Below are 16,392 nucleotides of genomic sequence, written 5' to 3' on the forward strand. Positions count from 1 at the left end.
CCCTCCGGGCAGGACCAAGCGCGATCAAACAGAACCACGCACAAAGAACCACATTCCAACATCACCGTCAATGGCGAGGCGGGCCCCGGCGCGGGGCGGGTTTCTCGTGATGCCCGCCGGGGCGGGTGCGGGGGGTGCCTGGCAGGCAGCGGGCGGGTACCTGACGGACGCCGGACAGCCTCGGGCGGGCCCCCGGAGGTGCCTGGCCAGCGGCAGACGGCCGCCGGACAGGCCCCGGGCGGGTGCCGGGCGCCGGGCAAGCCCCCGGTGGCCCCTAGGAGGCTCCCCTGGGGTGCGGCAAGGCTCTGTCCAAGAGGCCTGTGCGGGCTGCGAGGGCCGCTGCTTCCAGGCGGGAGCCGACGTCCAGTTTCATCAGGACGCGCTGCACGTGGGTCCGGGCCGTGCTCGGGGCGATGCCCATTCCGAGGGCGATCAGCCGGGTGTCCTCGCCCTCCGCGACCCGCACCAGGACCTCCACCTCGCGCCGGGTCAGGAGCCGCAGCAGCCGCTGGCCCTCGTCGTCCGGCTGCTCCGAGGGGTGCAGCAGCTCCGCGAACGCGCCCTGGAGCAGCTGCGGCGCCACCGCCGACTCCCCCGCCCTGGCCTTCACCAGGGCCCGCTCGACGCCCTCGATGCGCTCGTCGTGGCGGACGTACCCGGACGCCCCGGCCGCGAACGCCGCCGCGATCCCGCGCGGCGACGGCACCGGGCCGAGCACCACCACGGCCACCTGCGGCCGCTCCCGCTTGATCCGTACGACCGGGTCGAAGACCCCCGGCCCGTCCGGCGCCGCCGTGCCCAGGAGGCAGACCTCCGGCGCCCGGCTCACCACCAGCTCCGCCGCGCCCGCCACCGGCGCGGCCGCCGCGAGCACCCGGTGCCCGCGCAGCTTCAGCGCCGAGGCGAGCGCCTCCGCGTGCAGCCGGTGGTCGTCGACCACCACGAGGCGTACGCCCATCCCGGTCATTCCCCCTCCTCCGGGCCCGCCGGAGATCCGGGGCGGGCCTGAACCCGGCAAGCTACACGCTCCCCCGCCGCGTATCGCGCCAATCCCGGACACGGCCGCGGGCCCCTCCGGATCACCGGAGGGGCCCGCGGCCGTGTCGATCCGCCGTCAGCGCGCGACGGCGAAGGAGACCAGCAGGTACTCCTTGGGGCCGGTGTCCGACTCCCGGGGCTTGCTGATCAGCCGGTCGGAGATGAAGAACCGGCCGTCCTGGTAGCGGAGTTCGGCGCCGGTCAGGCTGAAGCTGCGCTCCGGGTTCTGCACCGACTTGTCCGCCGGGTTCTCCAGGAGCAGCGTCTCCTTCATCGTGGTGCCGTCGATCGAGACGATCTGGCTGCCCTTGTCGTACGGGGGCTCCTTGTACGCGATGATGTTGGCGCCGTCCATCCGCAGCGGGACGTAGGTGTACTTGTCGCCCGCGTCGGCCTTCTCCGGCGCCGTGCGCCCGGTGGCCAGGTCGAAGGCGATGACCTCGTTGGTCTCGGAGCCGTACTCGCCGGTGCTGCCCTCGTGCTCCTCGGTCGGCACGTACAGCTTGCCGTTGCCCACGAGCGCCCGCTCGCAGGACTCGACCTGGGTCGTGCGGCAGCGGGCGGCGTACTGGTCCGCGTCCGCCGTGATCTTCGCCTTCAGCTTCCCGGTCTTCTCGTCGATCGAGAAGAAGTCCGAGATGCCGCTGCCGTCGCCCGCGGTCTCGCCGACGTCGGCCGCGACGACCAGCGGCTTGGTGGAGACGACCGAGGCGTACTTCACGCCGGACGGCATCTTGTACTGCGAGAGCGGCTTGCCCGACACCGGGTCGAGGTTCTGGATCAGCACGCTCGGGTTGTCGTACGTGCCGCACTTGCGGACCGCGACGAGGGCCGGGCCGCCGCCGTAGCCCAGGTCGTAGCAGCGGTCGTCCTCGGCCTTCGGCTTCCAGCGGGCGTTGCCGCTGTTCAGGTCGAAGGCCGCGCCGCCGTCGGTGCCGCCGGCCGCGACGGTCGTCCCGCTGAGCGTGACCTCGCTGAACCGCGCCTTGTCGTCGCCGACCGACACGGCCTCGGACCACACCAGCTTGCCGGTGTTCAGGTCGACCACGCCGACCTGGGTGCACTGCTGGTAGTAGCGCGGCGCGACCCGCTTGGCCGCCTCGAAGAGGATCGGCAGCTTGTTGTCGGCGCTGACGTGCCGCGAGGAGCCGCAGACCTGGCCGGTCAGCGGCAGCGTCCACAGGACGTCGCCCCCGTTCAGGTCATAGGCGACCAGCGAGTTGACGCCCGGCTTCACGAACGCCTTGTCGGTGATCCAGGAGCCGGAGACGTCGGTGACGTCCGGGACCTTCGGCTGCGCGATCTTGTAGGCCACCTTCGCCTGCGGATCGGCGGGCGCCTTCTCCTTGCCGCCGCCCCCACCGCCGCCCTTGCCGCCGGTGTCGCCGCCGCCGGTGGAGCCCTGCGTGGTGCCGCCCGTCCCCTTGGCCTCGTCGGGGCCGTCGTCACCGGAGTTGGCGTACCAGATGCCGAAGCCGACGATCAGGGCGATCGCGACGGCCGCCGCGATCACGATCTGGAGCTGCGCCGACAGCTTCTTGCCGCCGCCGGGCGCCGGCGGCGTGGCGGGCTGCTGGTACCCGCCGTACTGCGGCTGGGTCGGGTAGCCGTACGGGGCCTGCTGCGGCTGCTGGGGCTGCGTCGGGTAGCCGTGGCCCTGGTCGGGCGCGGACGGCCCGGGGTAGCCGTACGGGGCCTGCTGCGGGTAGCCGTAGCCCGGCTCCGCCGGAGGCTGCTGCGGGTAGCCGTACCCCTGGTCGGCCGGGGGCTGCATCGGGTAGCCGTAGCCGGGCGCGGGCTGCTGCGGCGGAGGCGTCGGCCCGCCGAAGCCGCCCTGCGGGTCCGGCGGCTGGTTCGGCGGGGGCGGGGGTGGCTGCGTCATCGGTCCGTGTACCTCACTTGCTGAAGGCCATCATCGTCTTGACCAGCTTCTCTTCCTTGTCGTTCGTGGCGGAGACGCGTCCGCTCGCGACGACGAAGGTGCCGTTGCCGTAGGCGTATCCGGCGCTGTAGAAGCTGCTCTCGATCTCGGCGGTGGAGGCCGGGTGCTGGAGCAGGATCTTCGGCGCGCCGCCGGCCGGGGCGATGGTGGCGGTGGCACCGCCCTTGTTGTACGAGGGCTTCACGTACGTCAGGACCTCGGAGCCCTCGATGCGCAGCGGGATCATGGTCTGCTCGCCAGGGGCCTTGGAGCGCCACTTGGGCTTGCCGGTGTTCAGGTCGAAGGCGACGACCTCGTTGGCCTTGCCGTAGCCGGTGTCGGTCGCCATGTAGAAGGCGTTCGCGTCGGCCGCGACGCCCGTGCAGCCCTGGAGGTTCTTGCCGAAGATGACGAAGCTGCCGCCGCACGAGGGGGCGAACTTGTCCGCGCCGCCCTGGATGGTGGAGCGGAGCTTGCCGTCCGGGCGGAGGGCGAAGACGCCCCACTTCTTCTGCTCGCGCTGGGTGGCCGAGACGACCAGCGGGTCGACCGAGTAGATCTTGTCGACCGTCCAGTCCGGCTGGAGCTGGAAGGTGAACTTCGGCTTGCCGGTGGTGGGGTCGACCTCGCCGACCGCCTCGACCTTCTTGGAGGCGTTGCCCGAGGGGCAGCTCATGGCGGCGATCAGCTTCTTGCCGCCCGCGTAGGCGAAGGGCTTGCAGCCGGTGGTGGCGCCCTTGAAGAGCTGGCGGCCGTCGGTGAGCGAGAAGCCGTACGCGCTGCTGGTGCCGGCCGCGGTGACCGTGTTGCCGCTGATGGTCAGGGTGTTGTCGGAGAAGGCGAAGAGGCCGGTGGCCTTCGGGACGGCCTTCTTCCAGCCGGCCTTGCCGGTCTTGAGGTCGATCTGCTGGAGCTCGGTGCACTTGGCGCCGTCCTTGGCGCTCTCCTCGTACCCGAAGACCATGATCCCGTTCGCGGAGGGCTCCGTCGGGGCCGCGCACAGCTCGAACGGCAGGGGGACGGTCCACTTCACGGCGCCCGTGGTGAGGTCGTAGCCCTCGACGCTCTTGTACATGGCCTTGACGACGGTGTCGCCGACGATCCAGGGGCCCTTGACGTCGGCGCCGTTGCGGGGCAGGTCGACGGTGTTCTTCGTCAGCCAGTTGACCTTGGCCTCGCCGTCCTGGCGGCCGGCGTTGAGGTCTTCTTCGCCGTTGCGCCCGTCGCCGGAGCCGTCGCCCTCGTCGGCCGACCCGGAGGGCTTGGGGGCGCCGGAGGTCGGTCCGGAGGTGGCCGTGGCGGTGGGCTGGGCCACCGGGTCCTTCTCGTCGTCACCGCCGCCGACGACGGCCCAGGTGGTGACGGCGGCGACCAGGACGGCCGCGGCGGCCACACCGGCGACGAGGGCGGTCCGGTTCTTGCCGGGACCGCCGCCGGGCGGCGGGGTCGGGGCGCCGGGGTACCCGGGCTGGGTGGGGTGGCCGCCGTAGGGGTTGGGCTGCTGGCCGTACGGGCCGGGCTGCTGGCCCTGCTGCGGGTACCCGTAGGGCGGCGGCACCGGCTGCCCGTACGGGCCGGGCTGACCGGGCTGACCCGGCTGCTGCGGGTAGCCGTACCCGGGCGCGGGCTGCTGCGGGGCCTGCCCGTACGGGCCCGGCGCGGCGGGCGGGACCGGCGGCGCCTGCGGCGGGACCGGCGGTACGGGCGGCTGCCCCGGCTGCGGGGAGTGGCCCGAGGGCTGGTTCGGGTCCTGAGGGGCTCCGAAGCCCCCCGGCGGCTGGTTGCTGGGCGGCTGTGTCATCGGCTGGTTCCCCCTAGGCGTGAACGGGTTTTCTTTCTACCACTCACGCAATGGCGCAAAAGCGACCGGTCCACCCCTTGTTCCCAAGGGAGGACCGGCCTGTAATGCCCTCGTTATGCGTCCTCGGCCAGTTCCAGCCAGCGCATCTCCAGTTCCTCACGCTCCGCGACGAGCTCCCGCAGCTCCGCGTCGAGCTTCGCCACCTTCTCGAAGTCGGTGGCGTTGTCCGCGATCCGGGCGTGGAGCTGCGCCTCCTTCCCGGAGACCTTGTCGAGCTGCCGCTCGACCTTCTGGAGCTCCTTCTTCGCGGCGCGCGCGTCGGCGGCCGAGACGCCCGGCTTCGGCTGCGCGGGGGCGGCGGCGGGCGTCGGGACGGACGCCTCGACGGCCCTGCGGCGCCGCTCCAGGTACTCGTCGATGCCGCGCGGCAGCATCCGCAGCGTCTTGTCACCGAGCAGGGCGAACGTCTTGTCCGTGGTCCGCTCGATGAAGAACCGGTCGTGGGAGATGACGACCATGGAGCCCGGCCAGCCGTCGAGGAGGTCCTCCAGCTGGGTCAGGGTCTCGATGTCGAGGTCGTTGGTGGGCTCGTCGAGGAAGAGGACGTTCGGCTCGTCCATCAGCAGGCGCAGCAGCTGGAGCCTGCGGCGCTCGCCGCCGGAGAGATCGGCGACCGGCGTCCACTGCTTCTCCTTGGAGAAGCCGAACTGCTCGCAGAGCTGCCCGGCCGTCATCTCGCGGCCCTTGCCGAGATCGACCCGGTCGCGGATCTGCTGCACGGCCTCCAGGACGCGCAGGGTGCCGGGGAGCTCGGTGACGTCCTGGGAGAGGTAGGCGAGCCGGACGGTCTTGCCGACGACGATCCGGCCGGCGGCGGGCTGCTCCTCGCCGCCGGTGCGGGCCGCGTCCGCGAGGGCGCGCAGGAGTGAGGTCTTGCCCGCGCCGTTGACGCCGACCAGGCCGACGCGGTCGCCGGGGCCGAGCTGCCAGGTGAGGTGCCTGAGCAGTTCCTTGGGTCCGGCGGTGACGGTCACGTCCTCCAGGTCGAAGACCGTCCTGCCCAGGCGCGCGTTGGCGAACTTCATCAGCTCGCTGGTGTCGCGCGGCGGCGGCACGTCGGCGATCAGCTCGTTGGCCGCCTCGATGCGGTAGCGGGGCTTGGAGGTGCGGGCGGGGGCGCCGCGCCGCAGCCAGGCCAGCTCCTTGCGCATCAGGTTCTGCCGCTTGACCTCCTCCGTGGCCGCGATCCGCTCGCGCTCGGCGCGGGCGAAGACGTAGTCGGAGTAGCCGCCCTCGTACTCGTGCACGTCACCGCGCTGCACGTCCCACATGCGGGTGCAGACCTGGTCGAGGAACCAGCGGTCGTGGGTGACGCAGACGAGCGCCGAGCGCCGGTTCTGCAGGTGCTGGGCGAGCCAGGAGATGCCCTCGACGTCGAGGTGGTTGGTGGGCTCGTCGAGGACGATGAGGTCCTGGTCCTCGATGAGGAGCTTGGCGAGCGCGATCCGGCGCCGCTCGCCGCCGGAGAGCGGGCCGATGACGGTGTCCAGGCCGTTCTCGAAGCCGGGCAGGTCGAGCCCGCCGAAGAGGCCGGTGAGCACGTCGCGGATCTTGGCGCTGCCGGCCCACTCGTGGTCGGCCATGACGCCGATGACCTCGTGCCGGATGGTGGCCTTCGGGTCGAGCGAGTCGTGCTGGGTGAGGACGCCCAGGCGCAGGCCGCCGCTGTGGGTGACGCGGCCGGTGTCGGCCTCCTCCAGGCGGGCGAGCATCCGGATGAGGGTGGTCTTGCCGTCGCCGTTGCGGCCCACGACCCCGATCCGGTCCCCTTCGGAGACGCCGAGCGAGACGCCGTCGAGCAGGGCACGGGTGCCGTACACCTTGCTGACGTTCTCGACATTGACCAGGTTGACGGCCACGTTGACTCCTGACGGGGTGATCGATCGACGTCCAGGGTAGACCGTGGGACCGACGGGCCTCGCGGCGCTCAGCCGGTCCGGCCCGCCCGCTCCACCGCGAGCCAGCCCGCCAGGATCAGCGCCACGGCGGCCGGGGCCGTGAGCGGGAGGACGATCAGGGTCGCCGCGTGGCCGTCGAGGAGCCCGGCGAAGCCGGTCACGGAGAGGCCGAGGACGCCCAGCAGGGCCAGGGTGATGCCGAGTGCGGCGAGCGGGCCGCCCGCGCCGGTCGACGGGGCGGGCGGCACCGGGGCCTCGAAGCGGCGGAAGGCGGCGACGAGCAGGGCGGTGAGCAGGGCCGCCGCCGCGCACCGGAGCGGCACCTGCGCCCACCAGGCGCCGGAGGCGGGGGCGGGCAGCGTCGCGCCGGTCCCGAGGAGCACCCCGTACACCCCGAGCATGGCCGTCAGGTGCCAGAGGAAGGTGGTCATCGCGATCCCGTTGGCGGCGACCACCGCCCGCCAGACCCCGGCGCGGGCGACGAGCCGGGACCCGGGGCCCTTCAGGAGCTCGACCGCGCCGACCAGCCACAGGCCGTGGCAGAGCAGGGCGAGCGTCGGCGGGGCCATGTTCGAGACCTTCTCGCCGGGCATCCCGACCATGGAGAGCGGGTACGGCCCGAGGGCGACGAGCGCGGCCGCGCCCACGAGGCCCGCCCCGGCGAGCGGCGCGGGGCGGCGGATCATGCCGTCGGCGCGCAGGAAGCCGAGCTGGTGGACCGCCAGCCACACGAACGCGAAGTTCAGGAACTCGACGAACGGCACGTGCGCCGCGAACCGCAGGACGTCGACGGCGACCGCGCCGCCCGCGAGCGCGGCGAACGCGCCCCAGCCCCACCGCTCGTGCAGCCTCAGGAGCGGCGGGGTGAGGGCGACCATCGCCAGGTAGATCCCGATGAACCAGAGCGGCTGGGTGACGAGCCGCAGCGCGACCCCGGTGAGGCCGCCGTCGGCGCCGAGCAGCTGGAGCACGAGCGCGGCCGCGCCCCACACCGCGACGAACGCCGTGGTGGGCCGCAGCAGCCGCTGGAGCCGGGCCCGCAGGAACTCCGCGTACCGGGGGCGGGAGCGGTGGGCGAGGGCGTGCGCGAAGCCGCCGACGAAGAAGAACACCGGCATGACCTGGAACAGCCAGGTCGCCGCCTGGAGCTCCGGCACGACCGCGAGCAGGTTCCCCACCTGCCCGTCCGGGCCGACCGCCGCCATCAGCCAGTGCCCGAGCACGACGACGGCGAGCGAGGCGACCCGGAGCAGATCGACGTACCGGTCCCGGGTGGAGGGCGTGGCGGCGGCGAGGTCACGCGCGCGGAGGCGGTTGCTGCGTCCCATGCGGGTACGGTCCCGCGGGCGCCCGGTCCGGGAACAGGGCGCGGATACTCAGGCGCGTACCCGAGTATCCGCGGCCGTGTGCGTGGCCGTGGCCGTACTAGCCGTGCTGGACGAGGCGCGCGCCCGGTGCCGGGGAGGTCGCCGTGCGGGCCGTGCGGCAGGTGCCGGAGGCGGTCAGGGCGGCGGCGACCGCCGTCGCCGCCTCCGCGTCCTTCACCAGGAACGCGGTCGTCGGGCCCGAGCCGGAGACCAGCGCGGCGAGCGCGCCCGCGTCCGTGCCGGCCGCCAGGGTCGCGGCGAGCGAGGGGCGCAGGGAGAGCGCCGGGGCCTGGAGGTCGTTGGCGAGGGCGCCCGCGAGGGCGGTGGTGTCGCCGGTGCGCAGGGCCTCCAGGAGGGCGGGGGAGGCGGCCGGTTCGGGGACGTCCGTGCCCTCGGTGAGCCGGTCGAACTCGCCGAAGACGACCGGGGTGGAGAGCCCGCCGTCCGCGACGGCGAACACCCAGTGGAAGGCGCCGCCGACCGGCAGCTCCGTCAGCCTCTCGCCCCGCCCGGTGCCGAGCGCCGCCCCGCCGACCAGGCTGAACGGCACGTCGGAGCCCAGCTCCGCGCAGATGTCGAGGAGCGTGGCGCGGGGGGTGTCCAGGCCCCAGAGCGCGTCGCACGCGAGCAGCGCGCCCGCGCCGTCCGCGCTGCCGCCCGCCATGCCGCCGGCGACCGGGATGTCCTTGGCGATGTGCAGGTGCACGTCCGGGGCGATGCCGTGCCGGGCGGCGAGGAGTTCGGCGGCGCGCGCGGCGAGGTTGGTGCGGTCGAGCGGCACCTTGTCGGCGTCCGGGCCCTCGCAGGTGACCGTCAGGGCCTCGGCGGGGGTGGCGGTCACCTCGTCGTACAGGGAGACGGCGAGGAAGACGTTGGCCAGGTCGTGGAAGCCGTCGGGGCGGGCCGCGCCGACCGCGAGCTGGACGTTGACCTTGGCGGGGACGCGGACGGTGACGGACCGCCGCCCCTCGTCCCCGGCAGCCGCACCGCCCGCACCGCCGCGCACCGGCTCCGTGCCGCCGCTCATGCCTTCGCCTCCGCGATCCGGGCGAACTCCTCCACCGTCAGGGACTCGCCGCGCGCCTGCGGCGAGATCCCGGCCTTCACCAGGGCCTCCTCGGCCGCCGCCGGGGAGCCCGCCCAGCCCGCGAGGGCCGCGCGGAGGGTCTTGCGGCGCTGGGCGAAGGCCGCGTCGACGACCGCGAAGACCTCCTGTCGGGTGGCGGTGGTGGCCAGCGGCTCGGTGCGGCGGACCAGGGAGACCAGGCCGGAGTCGACGTTCGGCGCGGGCCAGAAGACGTTGCGGCCGATGGAGCCGGCCCGCTTCACCTCGGCGTACCAGTTGGCCTTCACCGAGGGCACGCCGTACACCTTGTTCCCCGGGCCGGCCGCGAGCCGGTCCGCGACCTCGGCCTGGACCATGACGAGGGTCCGCTCGATGCTCGGGAAGCGCTCCAGCATGTGCAGCAGGACGGGCACGGCCACGTTGTACGGCAGGTTCGCGACGAGCGCGGTGGGCGCCGGGCCCGGCAGCTCCTCGACCAGCATGGCGTCGGAGTGCACGAGCGCGAAGCGGTCGGCCCGCGCGGGCATCCGGGCCCGGATCGTGGCGGGCAGCGCGGCGGCGAGGACGTCGTCGATCTCGACGGCGGTCACCCGGTCCGCGGCCTCCAGGAGGGCCAGGGTGAGGGAGCCGAGGCCGGGCCCCACCTCCACGACCACGTCGTCGGGGCGCACCCCGGCCGTGCGGACGATCCGCCGGACGGTGTTGGCGTCGATGACGAAGTTCTGGCCCTTCTGCTTCGTGGGGCGCACGCCGAGGGCGGCGGCCAGCTCACGGATGTCGGCGGGGCCGAGGAGGGCGTCGGAGGTTTCGGGACCGGTGGTGTCGCTCACCAGTACAGACTAGGGCTTGCCCGTCGCACGGCCCGCCGCTCACCCGCCCAGTCGGCGCCCGCAGTGGGGCCACGGGCTCGCCCCCCGCCGCACGTACAGCTGCTTCGCGCGGAAGGTCTGCTCGGCGGCGGGCGCGTCCTGGGCGGTGCCGGTGCCGCCGAGGGAGCGCCAGGTGGCGGGGTCGAACTGGTAGAGCCCGCCGTACGTCCCCGAGGGGTCGACGGCGTCCGGCCGGCCGCCGGACTCGCAGGCGGCGAGCGCGGCCCAGTCGAGGCCGTCGGCGCCGGTGACGGAGGCGGGCGGGCGGCGGGTGCCGACCCGGACCGTGCGGCTGACGGGCTCGCGGACGATCTCCTCGCCGATCCTGCGGGGCCGCCCCTGGACGCCGTTGACCGAGCGCAGGGCGTACGTGACGCGGCGCAGGCCGTGGACGCCCTGCCGTTCGACGACCTCGGTCCCGGCGAAGAGCTCCGGGTCGCGGACCCGCTCGACGGCGTACGGCACGGTCTCCTCGCGCACCCGCCTGCTGTCGGTGATCCGCAGCACGGTGACGGTCTGGCCGTCGCGGGGGAAGGAGCCGGGGTCCACGGAGAGGGCGTCCTGCCCGGCGAGGGTGATCCCGGTCTCGGCGAGCGCCTCCCCGACGGTGGCGGCGTTGGTGCGGACGGTCCGCTCGCGCCCGTCGGCCAGGAAGGTGACGGCCCGCTCGGTGCGCACGTCGAGGGCGAGGCCGTGCCGGGAGATGGCGGCCGAGCGGGAGACCGAGAGGTACGCGCCCTCCGCCCGGACCCCGAGCTGCCGCAGCGCCTCCTCGACGCTCCGGGCGGTCGTCCACACCCGGTGGCGCCGGCCGTCGAGGGTGAGGGTGACCGGGCGTCCGTAGCGGACCACGACCTCGTCGCCGTCGGCGAGGGCGTGGCCGGGCGCGGGGGCGACGATGTCGTGCCCGTCGACGGCCAGGCCCTCGTCGGCGAGGAGCTCCCCGACGTCGTCGGCGAAGGTGTGCAGGGTGCGGGGGACGCCGTCGACGGAGAGCCGGACGGCCTTGTCGTCGGCGACGAAGGCGGTGGTGCCGCCGGCGAGGAAGGCGACGACGAGGGCCTGGGGGACGAGTCGCCGCAGCCCCTCTCCCACGGGCCCCGCGGACCGCCCTGCGGGGCCCCCGGATCCCCCGGAGGCCTTGCGGCGGCGGGCGGCCCGGCGGGCCCCGGCCCGGGTGCCCTGCCCGGGGACGGTGCCGGGCACTCCCCCGGTGCCGGGCGCGACCAGGGGCGCGGCCTGCGTGGGCTGCTCGTGGAGGGGCTGCTCGTGGAGGGGCGGGCCGGGAGGGGCGGGGAGGACGCCGGGAGTCGCGCCGCCGCTCCGGCGTCCGGCCCGGTGACTGCCCTGGGAAGTGCTCACGAGGCCGGGACCCTAGCCCCGACCCCGGCCACCCTCCATGACGACCCGACTACTTCCCGTAACCGTTATGGATCGGTGACCGTCGGTGCGGCGCCCTCGCGCTCAGTAGTCGAACGCGCGGGCCGTGTTCACCGCGATCGCCTCCGCCAGCTCGTTCTCCCCGATCCCGCGCACCTCCGCCATGGCCCGGACGGTGACCGGGATCAGGTACGGGGCGTTGGGGCGGCCCCGGAAGGGCGCCGGGGTGAGGAAGGGGGCGTCCGTCTCGACGAGGACGAGCTCCAGGGGGGCGACCGCGAGGGCGTCCCGGAGCGGCTGGGCGTTCTTGAAGGTGACGTTGCCCGCGAAGGACATGTAGTAGCCCTTGGCCGCGCAGATCTCCGCCATCGCGGCGTCGCCGGAGTAGCAGTGGAAGACGGTCCGCTCGGGGGCGCCCTCCTCGTCCAGGACGCGCAGCACGTCGGCGTGGGCCTCGCGGTCGTGGATGACGAGCGCCTTGCCGTGCCGCTTGGCGATCTCGATGTGGGCGCGGAAGGAGCGCTCCTGCGCGGCGACGCCCTCCGGTCCGGTGCGGAAGAAGTCGAGGCCGGTCTCGCCGACCCCGCGCACGTACGGCAGGGCGGCGAGCCGGTCGATCTCGGCGAGCGCGTCGTCGAGGGCCGCGTCCCCGCCGCCCTCGCGCGCCCCCTGGCGGGACCAGCCGTCGGGGTCCCCCAGGACGATCCGGGGGGCTTCGTTGGGGTGCAGGGCGACGGCCGCGTGCACGTTCTCGTGGGCGGCGGCCGTCTCGGCGGCCCACCGGGAGCCCTTCACGTCGCAGCCGACCTGCACGACCGTGGTGACGCCGACGGCGGCGGCCTTCACCAGGGCCTCCTCGACGGTCCCGGACTGCATGTCCAGATGGGTGTGCGAGTCCGCGACCTCCACGAGGAGGGGTTCGGGCAGCGGCGGCGGGGCGTCCTTGGCACTCATGGCCCCGATCGTACGAGGGCCGTACGTGCCGACGCCCGCCCCTTTTCCGGCTACCCGCGCTTCCGGAAGGGGTGCAGGAGGTCCGACAGGTGCCAGTGGTGCGGTACGGGCGGGACGTCCGGGCCCTCGGTCAGCTCCTGTCCGATGGGTCCGGCGGGCCCGATCGGCTTGGTCTCCCTGGATCCGTGCCCGTGCTTCTCCGTCGCGGCGATCAGGTCGAGCACCGAGGACACCTGCCCCGCGCGCATGATCCGGACGACGTGGCCGCCGCAGTTCATGCAGGTGGGACGGGACAGCGGGGACGGGACCCGCTCTCCCCCGGCCTTGTAGACGACGAATTCCTGGCCGGCGGCGTCGACGTGGTGCTCTATGTCGTACGCCTGCTCCCAGCCGTATCCGCAGCGCATACAGGCGAAGGCGTACGCCTCGTGGGCGACGGATGTGCCGGTGCCGGTGATCTCGCTCATGCCAGCTCCTCTCCACTGATCAGTGGACGCCTTTTCGGGCCGGAGCGCATCAGCGGGGGAGGAACCATGGGAGGCTCTTGGCCCTTCCCTTGCCGAGGGCCCGGGGAAAATATCCCGGCGCCGGGTTCGGCTTTACCTTCCAGCGTAAGGCGGGGGAGCGCGGGCCGCGCGGGTCCGCCGGGGCGGATGCTCCGGCGGACCCGCGGGCGTGCCCTAGAGGACGTTGTCGAACGCGGTGCCCTCGCCCGCGTACAGCGCCGTCGTCCGGCGGGTGAAGGGGGCCGTGTAGGAGCCCGTCGAGCTGTAGACGTACGTGCCGCCCGCCCCGTACGCGATCAGGTCCGGGCGCCCGTCGTCGTCGACGTCGCCGGCGCCGGCGAGCTGGGTGAAGGCGTTCCAGCCGCCGCCGATCCTCGTGCGGGCGGCGAAGGTGCCGTCGCCCTTGCCGAGGTACAGCCAGAGGACGCCGTCCTTGTCGCGGGCGACGAGGTCGCCGGCGGCTCCGCCCGCGATGTTGCCGACGGCCGTGATCTGGTTGTAGATCCCCCAGCCGTGGCCGGTCTTCTTGCGGGCCGCGTAGGGCGCCGAGGCGTTGCCCGTGCCCTTGTACAGGTAGAGGTCGCCCGCCTTGTCGACGGCGACCAGGTCGGCGCGGCCGTCGCCGTCGAGGTCGCTGCCGCCGGTGATCCGGTCGTAGACCTGCCAGCCGCCGCCGACCTTCTGCCGGGCGGCGAAGGTGCCGTCGCCCTTGCCGAGGTAGTGCCAGAGCACGCCGGAGCCGTCGACGGCGACCAGGTCGCCGACGCCGCTGCCCGCGATGTCGCCGACGGCCTCGGCCTGCCGGTAGATCCCCCAGCCCCAGCCGGCCCTGGTGCGCCGGGCGCTCGCGGTGGTGCCGTCCGCCGGACGGTCCCGCAGGTCGTCGAGCCACACCACGCCGTCCTTGTCGCGGGCGAGGACGTCGGTGGAGCCGTTGTTCGTGTAGTCGTGCGGGTTGTACGCGCGGGACACCTTCATGAGCCAGCCCTGGGAGGCGGGCTCGCCGGTGCCGGCGAGCGCCGTCGCCTCGGCCTCCACCCCGTACGAGCCGTTCGGCGCGTCCACGCCGTCGATGGTGCCGTCCCAGGTGAAGGAGAAGCGGGTGCCCTCGGCGGGGGCGTTCACGCGCGTGCGGAACTCCTGGCCCGTGGCGATGTGGGTGAGCGTGACGTCCAGGAAGGCGTCGGGGCGGGACAGCGTCCACCCCAGGGTCACCTTGCCGCCGGTCCGGTCGAGGTCCACCGTGTCGGGGACGTGGACCTGGTCGACCGCCAGCTCGGGCAGCGGGGCCTCGTCCGCCACCTTGACGGCCTTCAGGGTGCCGTCCTGCGCGGTGTCGATCCGGAACAGGCCCTTGCCGTCGGCGGCCCGCGCGCCGCGCACCACGGCGGTGCCGTCCGGCGCGGTCAGCGCCGCGGAGCCGGAGTCCAGGAGGTTCTGGACCTCGCCCGTGGCCAGGGAGACGGCCCGGACCGGGGTCTTGGGGTTGCCGTAGACCAGGCGGTCGCCCACGAGCGAGGTGTACCACCCGGCGTCGTGGGCGCCGAGGACGGTCCGCTTCGCCTCGCGGGTCCTGCGGTCGACGGACCGGATGATCCCTCCGGTGCCGGACTCGTACTCGTACCAGGCGACGTGCGAGGCGGAGAACTGCAGGCCGCCGAAGCCGCGCCCGGCCTCGGCGGAGGCGTACGTCTCGGTGGCCGTGCCGGCCGCCGTGTCGACCACGGCGCGGCCGCCGGTGCGGGCGTTCGCCGGACCCGTCTCGTACCCGACGAGGACGACGCCGCCCCGGACCTCCGAGCCGAAGAACTCGGTGGCGTCCGCGGGGAGCCCCGTGACCTTGCGGGTGTTCGTCGCGGCGCCGTCCTTGGTCACGACGTGCAGCTCCGTCGTGCCGTCCGCCTTCGTCAGCTGCGCGAGGACGCTGGTCGGGCCGAGGACGGACACGAACGTGCCGTTCAGCGGGCGGAGGTCGATGCCGACGGCGGGGGCGGACGGGGCGGCCATGTTCCGCAGGCTGAGCGACTGCATCTCGTACACCCAGCTCTTGTCGCCGGTGACGACGACGTCTCCGGCGCCCACGGACCAGCCGCCGTCCTCGGGTGCCTGGAGCAGGGTCCTGGGGCCGCCGTCGTACGGCGTCCAGAGCAGCTTCCTGGAGGTGTCGGCGGCGAAGAAGTACGTCAGGAAGCCGGAGGCGCCCACGCCCCCGGGGTCCGTGCCCTCCGGGTAGACGGGCAGACCGGTGGCCTTCTGGGTCGGCGCCGCGACCGGCCCGGCGGCCAGCGCGGCCGGCGCGGTCGCCAGCGTGCCGGCGCCGAGGGCCGTGACGGTGAGGACGGCGGTGACGGCCAGGGCGAGGCGGGTGGAGCGGAACTGCAAGGTGAACCCCCACGGGAGGAACGGACACGGGGAGTGCCGTGCCCGTTCAGACTCATGATCGCCACAAGGGGTTGTACGAAAACTCCACCGGTTTGTTCGACCCGGGTACGGCCCTACGCCACGAGGCCCCGACCCCCCACCACGCCCTGCGTCACAAGGCCCCGGCCATGCGGCGCCCCTGGCGGTACGCCCCGGCTCGGCCCCGCGCCGAAAGGTTTCGGCCCCGCCGTACGACCCGCACTCGCCCTCGCGCCGCGAGACCGCACCCCCCCCGCTCAGCCCCGCGCAGCGGACCCCGCGTTCTTCGCCGCCACCACCGCGTCGAAGACCTCGCGCTTCGGCAACCCCGCGTCGGCGGCGACCGCCGCGATCGCCTCCTTGCGGCGCTCCCCCGCCTCCTCGCGGACCCGCACCCGGCGGACCAGTTCGTCCGCGTCGAGCTCGGCGGGGCCGGGCTCCGGGGCGCCCTCGACGACGACGGTGATCTCGCCCCGTACGCCCTCGGCCGCCCAGGCCGCGAGGTCGGCGAGCGGGCCCCGCTTGACCTCCTCGTACGTCTTGGTCAGCTCGCGGCAGACGGCGGCCCGGCGGTCGGCGCCGAAGACCTCGGCCATCGCGGCGAGGGTGTCGTCGAGCCGGTGGGGGGCCTCGAAGTAGACGAGGGTCCGCCGCTCGTCCGCGACCTCCCGCAGCCGCCCGAGGCGCTCGCCCGCCTTCCTCGGCAGGAAGCCCTCGAAGCAGAAGCGGTCGACGGGCAGCCCGGAGAGGGCGAGGGCGGTGAGGACGGCGGACGGCCCGGGGACGGCCGTCACCTTGACGCCCTCCTCGACGGCGGCGGCGACGAGCCGGTAGCCGGGGTCCGACACGGACGGCATCCCCGCGTCGGTCACGAGCAGCACCCGCGCCCCGCCGACCAGCGCCTCGACCAGCTCGGGCGTACGGGCGGACTCGTTGCCCTCGAAGTACGAGACGACGCGCCCGGAGGTGTGGATACCGAGCGCCCGGGTCAGGCCGCGCAGCCTGCGGGTGTCCTCGGCGGCCACGATGTCCGCGTTCTCCAGCTCGGTGGCGAGCCGGGGCGGGGCGTCCGCGATGTCGCCGATGGGGGTCCCTGCGAGTACCAGCGTTCCTGTCACAGGTGTCATCCTCC

At 74.1% G+C, this 16,392-nt stretch carries 12 protein-coding genes; all 12 read right to left on the reverse strand.

What is annotated here, in order from left to right:
- Positions 1 to 274: 274 nt before the first annotated feature.
- Positions 275 to 958: a LuxR C-terminal-related transcriptional regulator gene (locus ACIQVI_RS28280; protein ID WP_403601232.1), complete on the reverse strand. Its 684-nt coding sequence runs from the start codon at positions 956 to 958 to the stop codon at positions 275 to 277.
- A 156-nt stretch (positions 959 to 1,114) separates the two neighbouring features.
- Positions 1,115 to 2,920, reverse strand: a complete 1,806-nt coding sequence (locus ACIQVI_RS28285; protein ID WP_403600841.1) for a PQQ-binding-like beta-propeller repeat protein — start codon at positions 2,918 to 2,920, stop codon at positions 1,115 to 1,117.
- A 13-nt stretch (positions 2,921 to 2,933) separates the two neighbouring features.
- The gene (locus tag ACIQVI_RS28290) at positions 2,934 to 4,760 is read right to left on the reverse strand and encodes a PQQ-binding-like beta-propeller repeat protein (protein WP_351973080.1); all 1,827 of its coding nucleotides are present in this window, start codon (positions 4,758 to 4,760) and stop codon (positions 2,934 to 2,936) included.
- Between the two features lie 113 nt (positions 4,761 to 4,873).
- On the reverse strand, positions 4,874 to 6,679 hold the full coding sequence (locus ACIQVI_RS28295; protein ID WP_403600844.1) for an ABC-F family ATP-binding cassette domain-containing protein: 1,806 nt from the start codon (positions 6,677 to 6,679) through the stop codon (positions 4,874 to 4,876).
- 68 nt (positions 6,680 to 6,747) lie between these two features.
- Positions 6,748 to 8,046 carry an acyltransferase gene (locus ACIQVI_RS28300; protein ID WP_403600847.1) on the reverse strand — a complete coding sequence of 433 codons (1,299 nt, stop codon included), beginning with the start codon at positions 8,044 to 8,046 and terminating at the stop codon, positions 6,748 to 6,750.
- 97 nt (positions 8,047 to 8,143) lie between these two features.
- A complete protein-coding gene (locus ACIQVI_RS28305; RefSeq protein ID WP_403600850.1) occupies positions 8,144 to 9,112 on the reverse strand; it encodes a 4-(cytidine 5'-diphospho)-2-C-methyl-D-erythritol kinase in 969 nt (322 codons plus the stop codon).
- Entirely contained in the window at positions 9,109 to 9,981 is an 873-nt protein-coding gene (gene rsmA, locus ACIQVI_RS28310; protein ID WP_351969021.1) for a 16S rRNA (adenine(1518)-N(6)/adenine(1519)-N(6))-dimethyltransferase RsmA, read from the reverse strand. The genes ACIQVI_RS28305 and rsmA overlap by 4 nt, the downstream gene beginning before the upstream one ends.
- 39 nt (positions 9,982 to 10,020) lie before the next feature.
- Positions 10,021 to 11,382: a ubiquitin-like domain-containing protein gene (locus ACIQVI_RS28315; protein WP_403600854.1), complete on the reverse strand. Its 1,362-nt coding sequence runs from the start codon at positions 11,380 to 11,382 to the stop codon at positions 10,021 to 10,023.
- Between the two features lie 102 nt (positions 11,383 to 11,484).
- Positions 11,485 to 12,354 carry a TatD family hydrolase gene (locus ACIQVI_RS28320; protein WP_351969019.1) on the reverse strand — a complete coding sequence of 290 codons (870 nt, stop codon included), beginning with the start codon at positions 12,352 to 12,354 and terminating at the stop codon, positions 11,485 to 11,487.
- Positions 12,355 to 12,404: 50 nt separating this feature from the next.
- Positions 12,405 to 12,821, reverse strand: a complete 417-nt coding sequence (locus ACIQVI_RS28325) for a hypothetical protein (protein WP_121833398.1) — start codon at positions 12,819 to 12,821, stop codon at positions 12,405 to 12,407.
- A 213-nt stretch (positions 12,822 to 13,034) separates the two neighbouring features.
- Positions 13,035 to 15,242, reverse strand: coding sequence for an FG-GAP-like repeat-containing protein (locus ACIQVI_RS28330; protein ID WP_403600858.1), 2,208 nt, complete (start codon positions 15,240 to 15,242; stop codon positions 13,035 to 13,037).
- A 275-nt stretch (positions 15,243 to 15,517) separates the two neighbouring features.
- Positions 15,518 to 16,387 (reverse strand): 16S rRNA (cytidine(1402)-2'-O)-methyltransferase, encoded by an 870-nt coding sequence (gene rsmI, locus ACIQVI_RS28335; protein ID WP_351969017.1) that lies wholly within the window; start codon positions 16,385 to 16,387, stop codon positions 15,518 to 15,520.
- Positions 16,388 to 16,392: the final 5 nt, after the last annotated feature.

This window comes from Streptomyces sp. NPDC098101 (genome assembly GCF_044760185.1).
Taxonomy (GTDB): Bacteria; Actinomycetota; Actinomycetes; order Streptomycetales; family Streptomycetaceae; genus Streptomyces.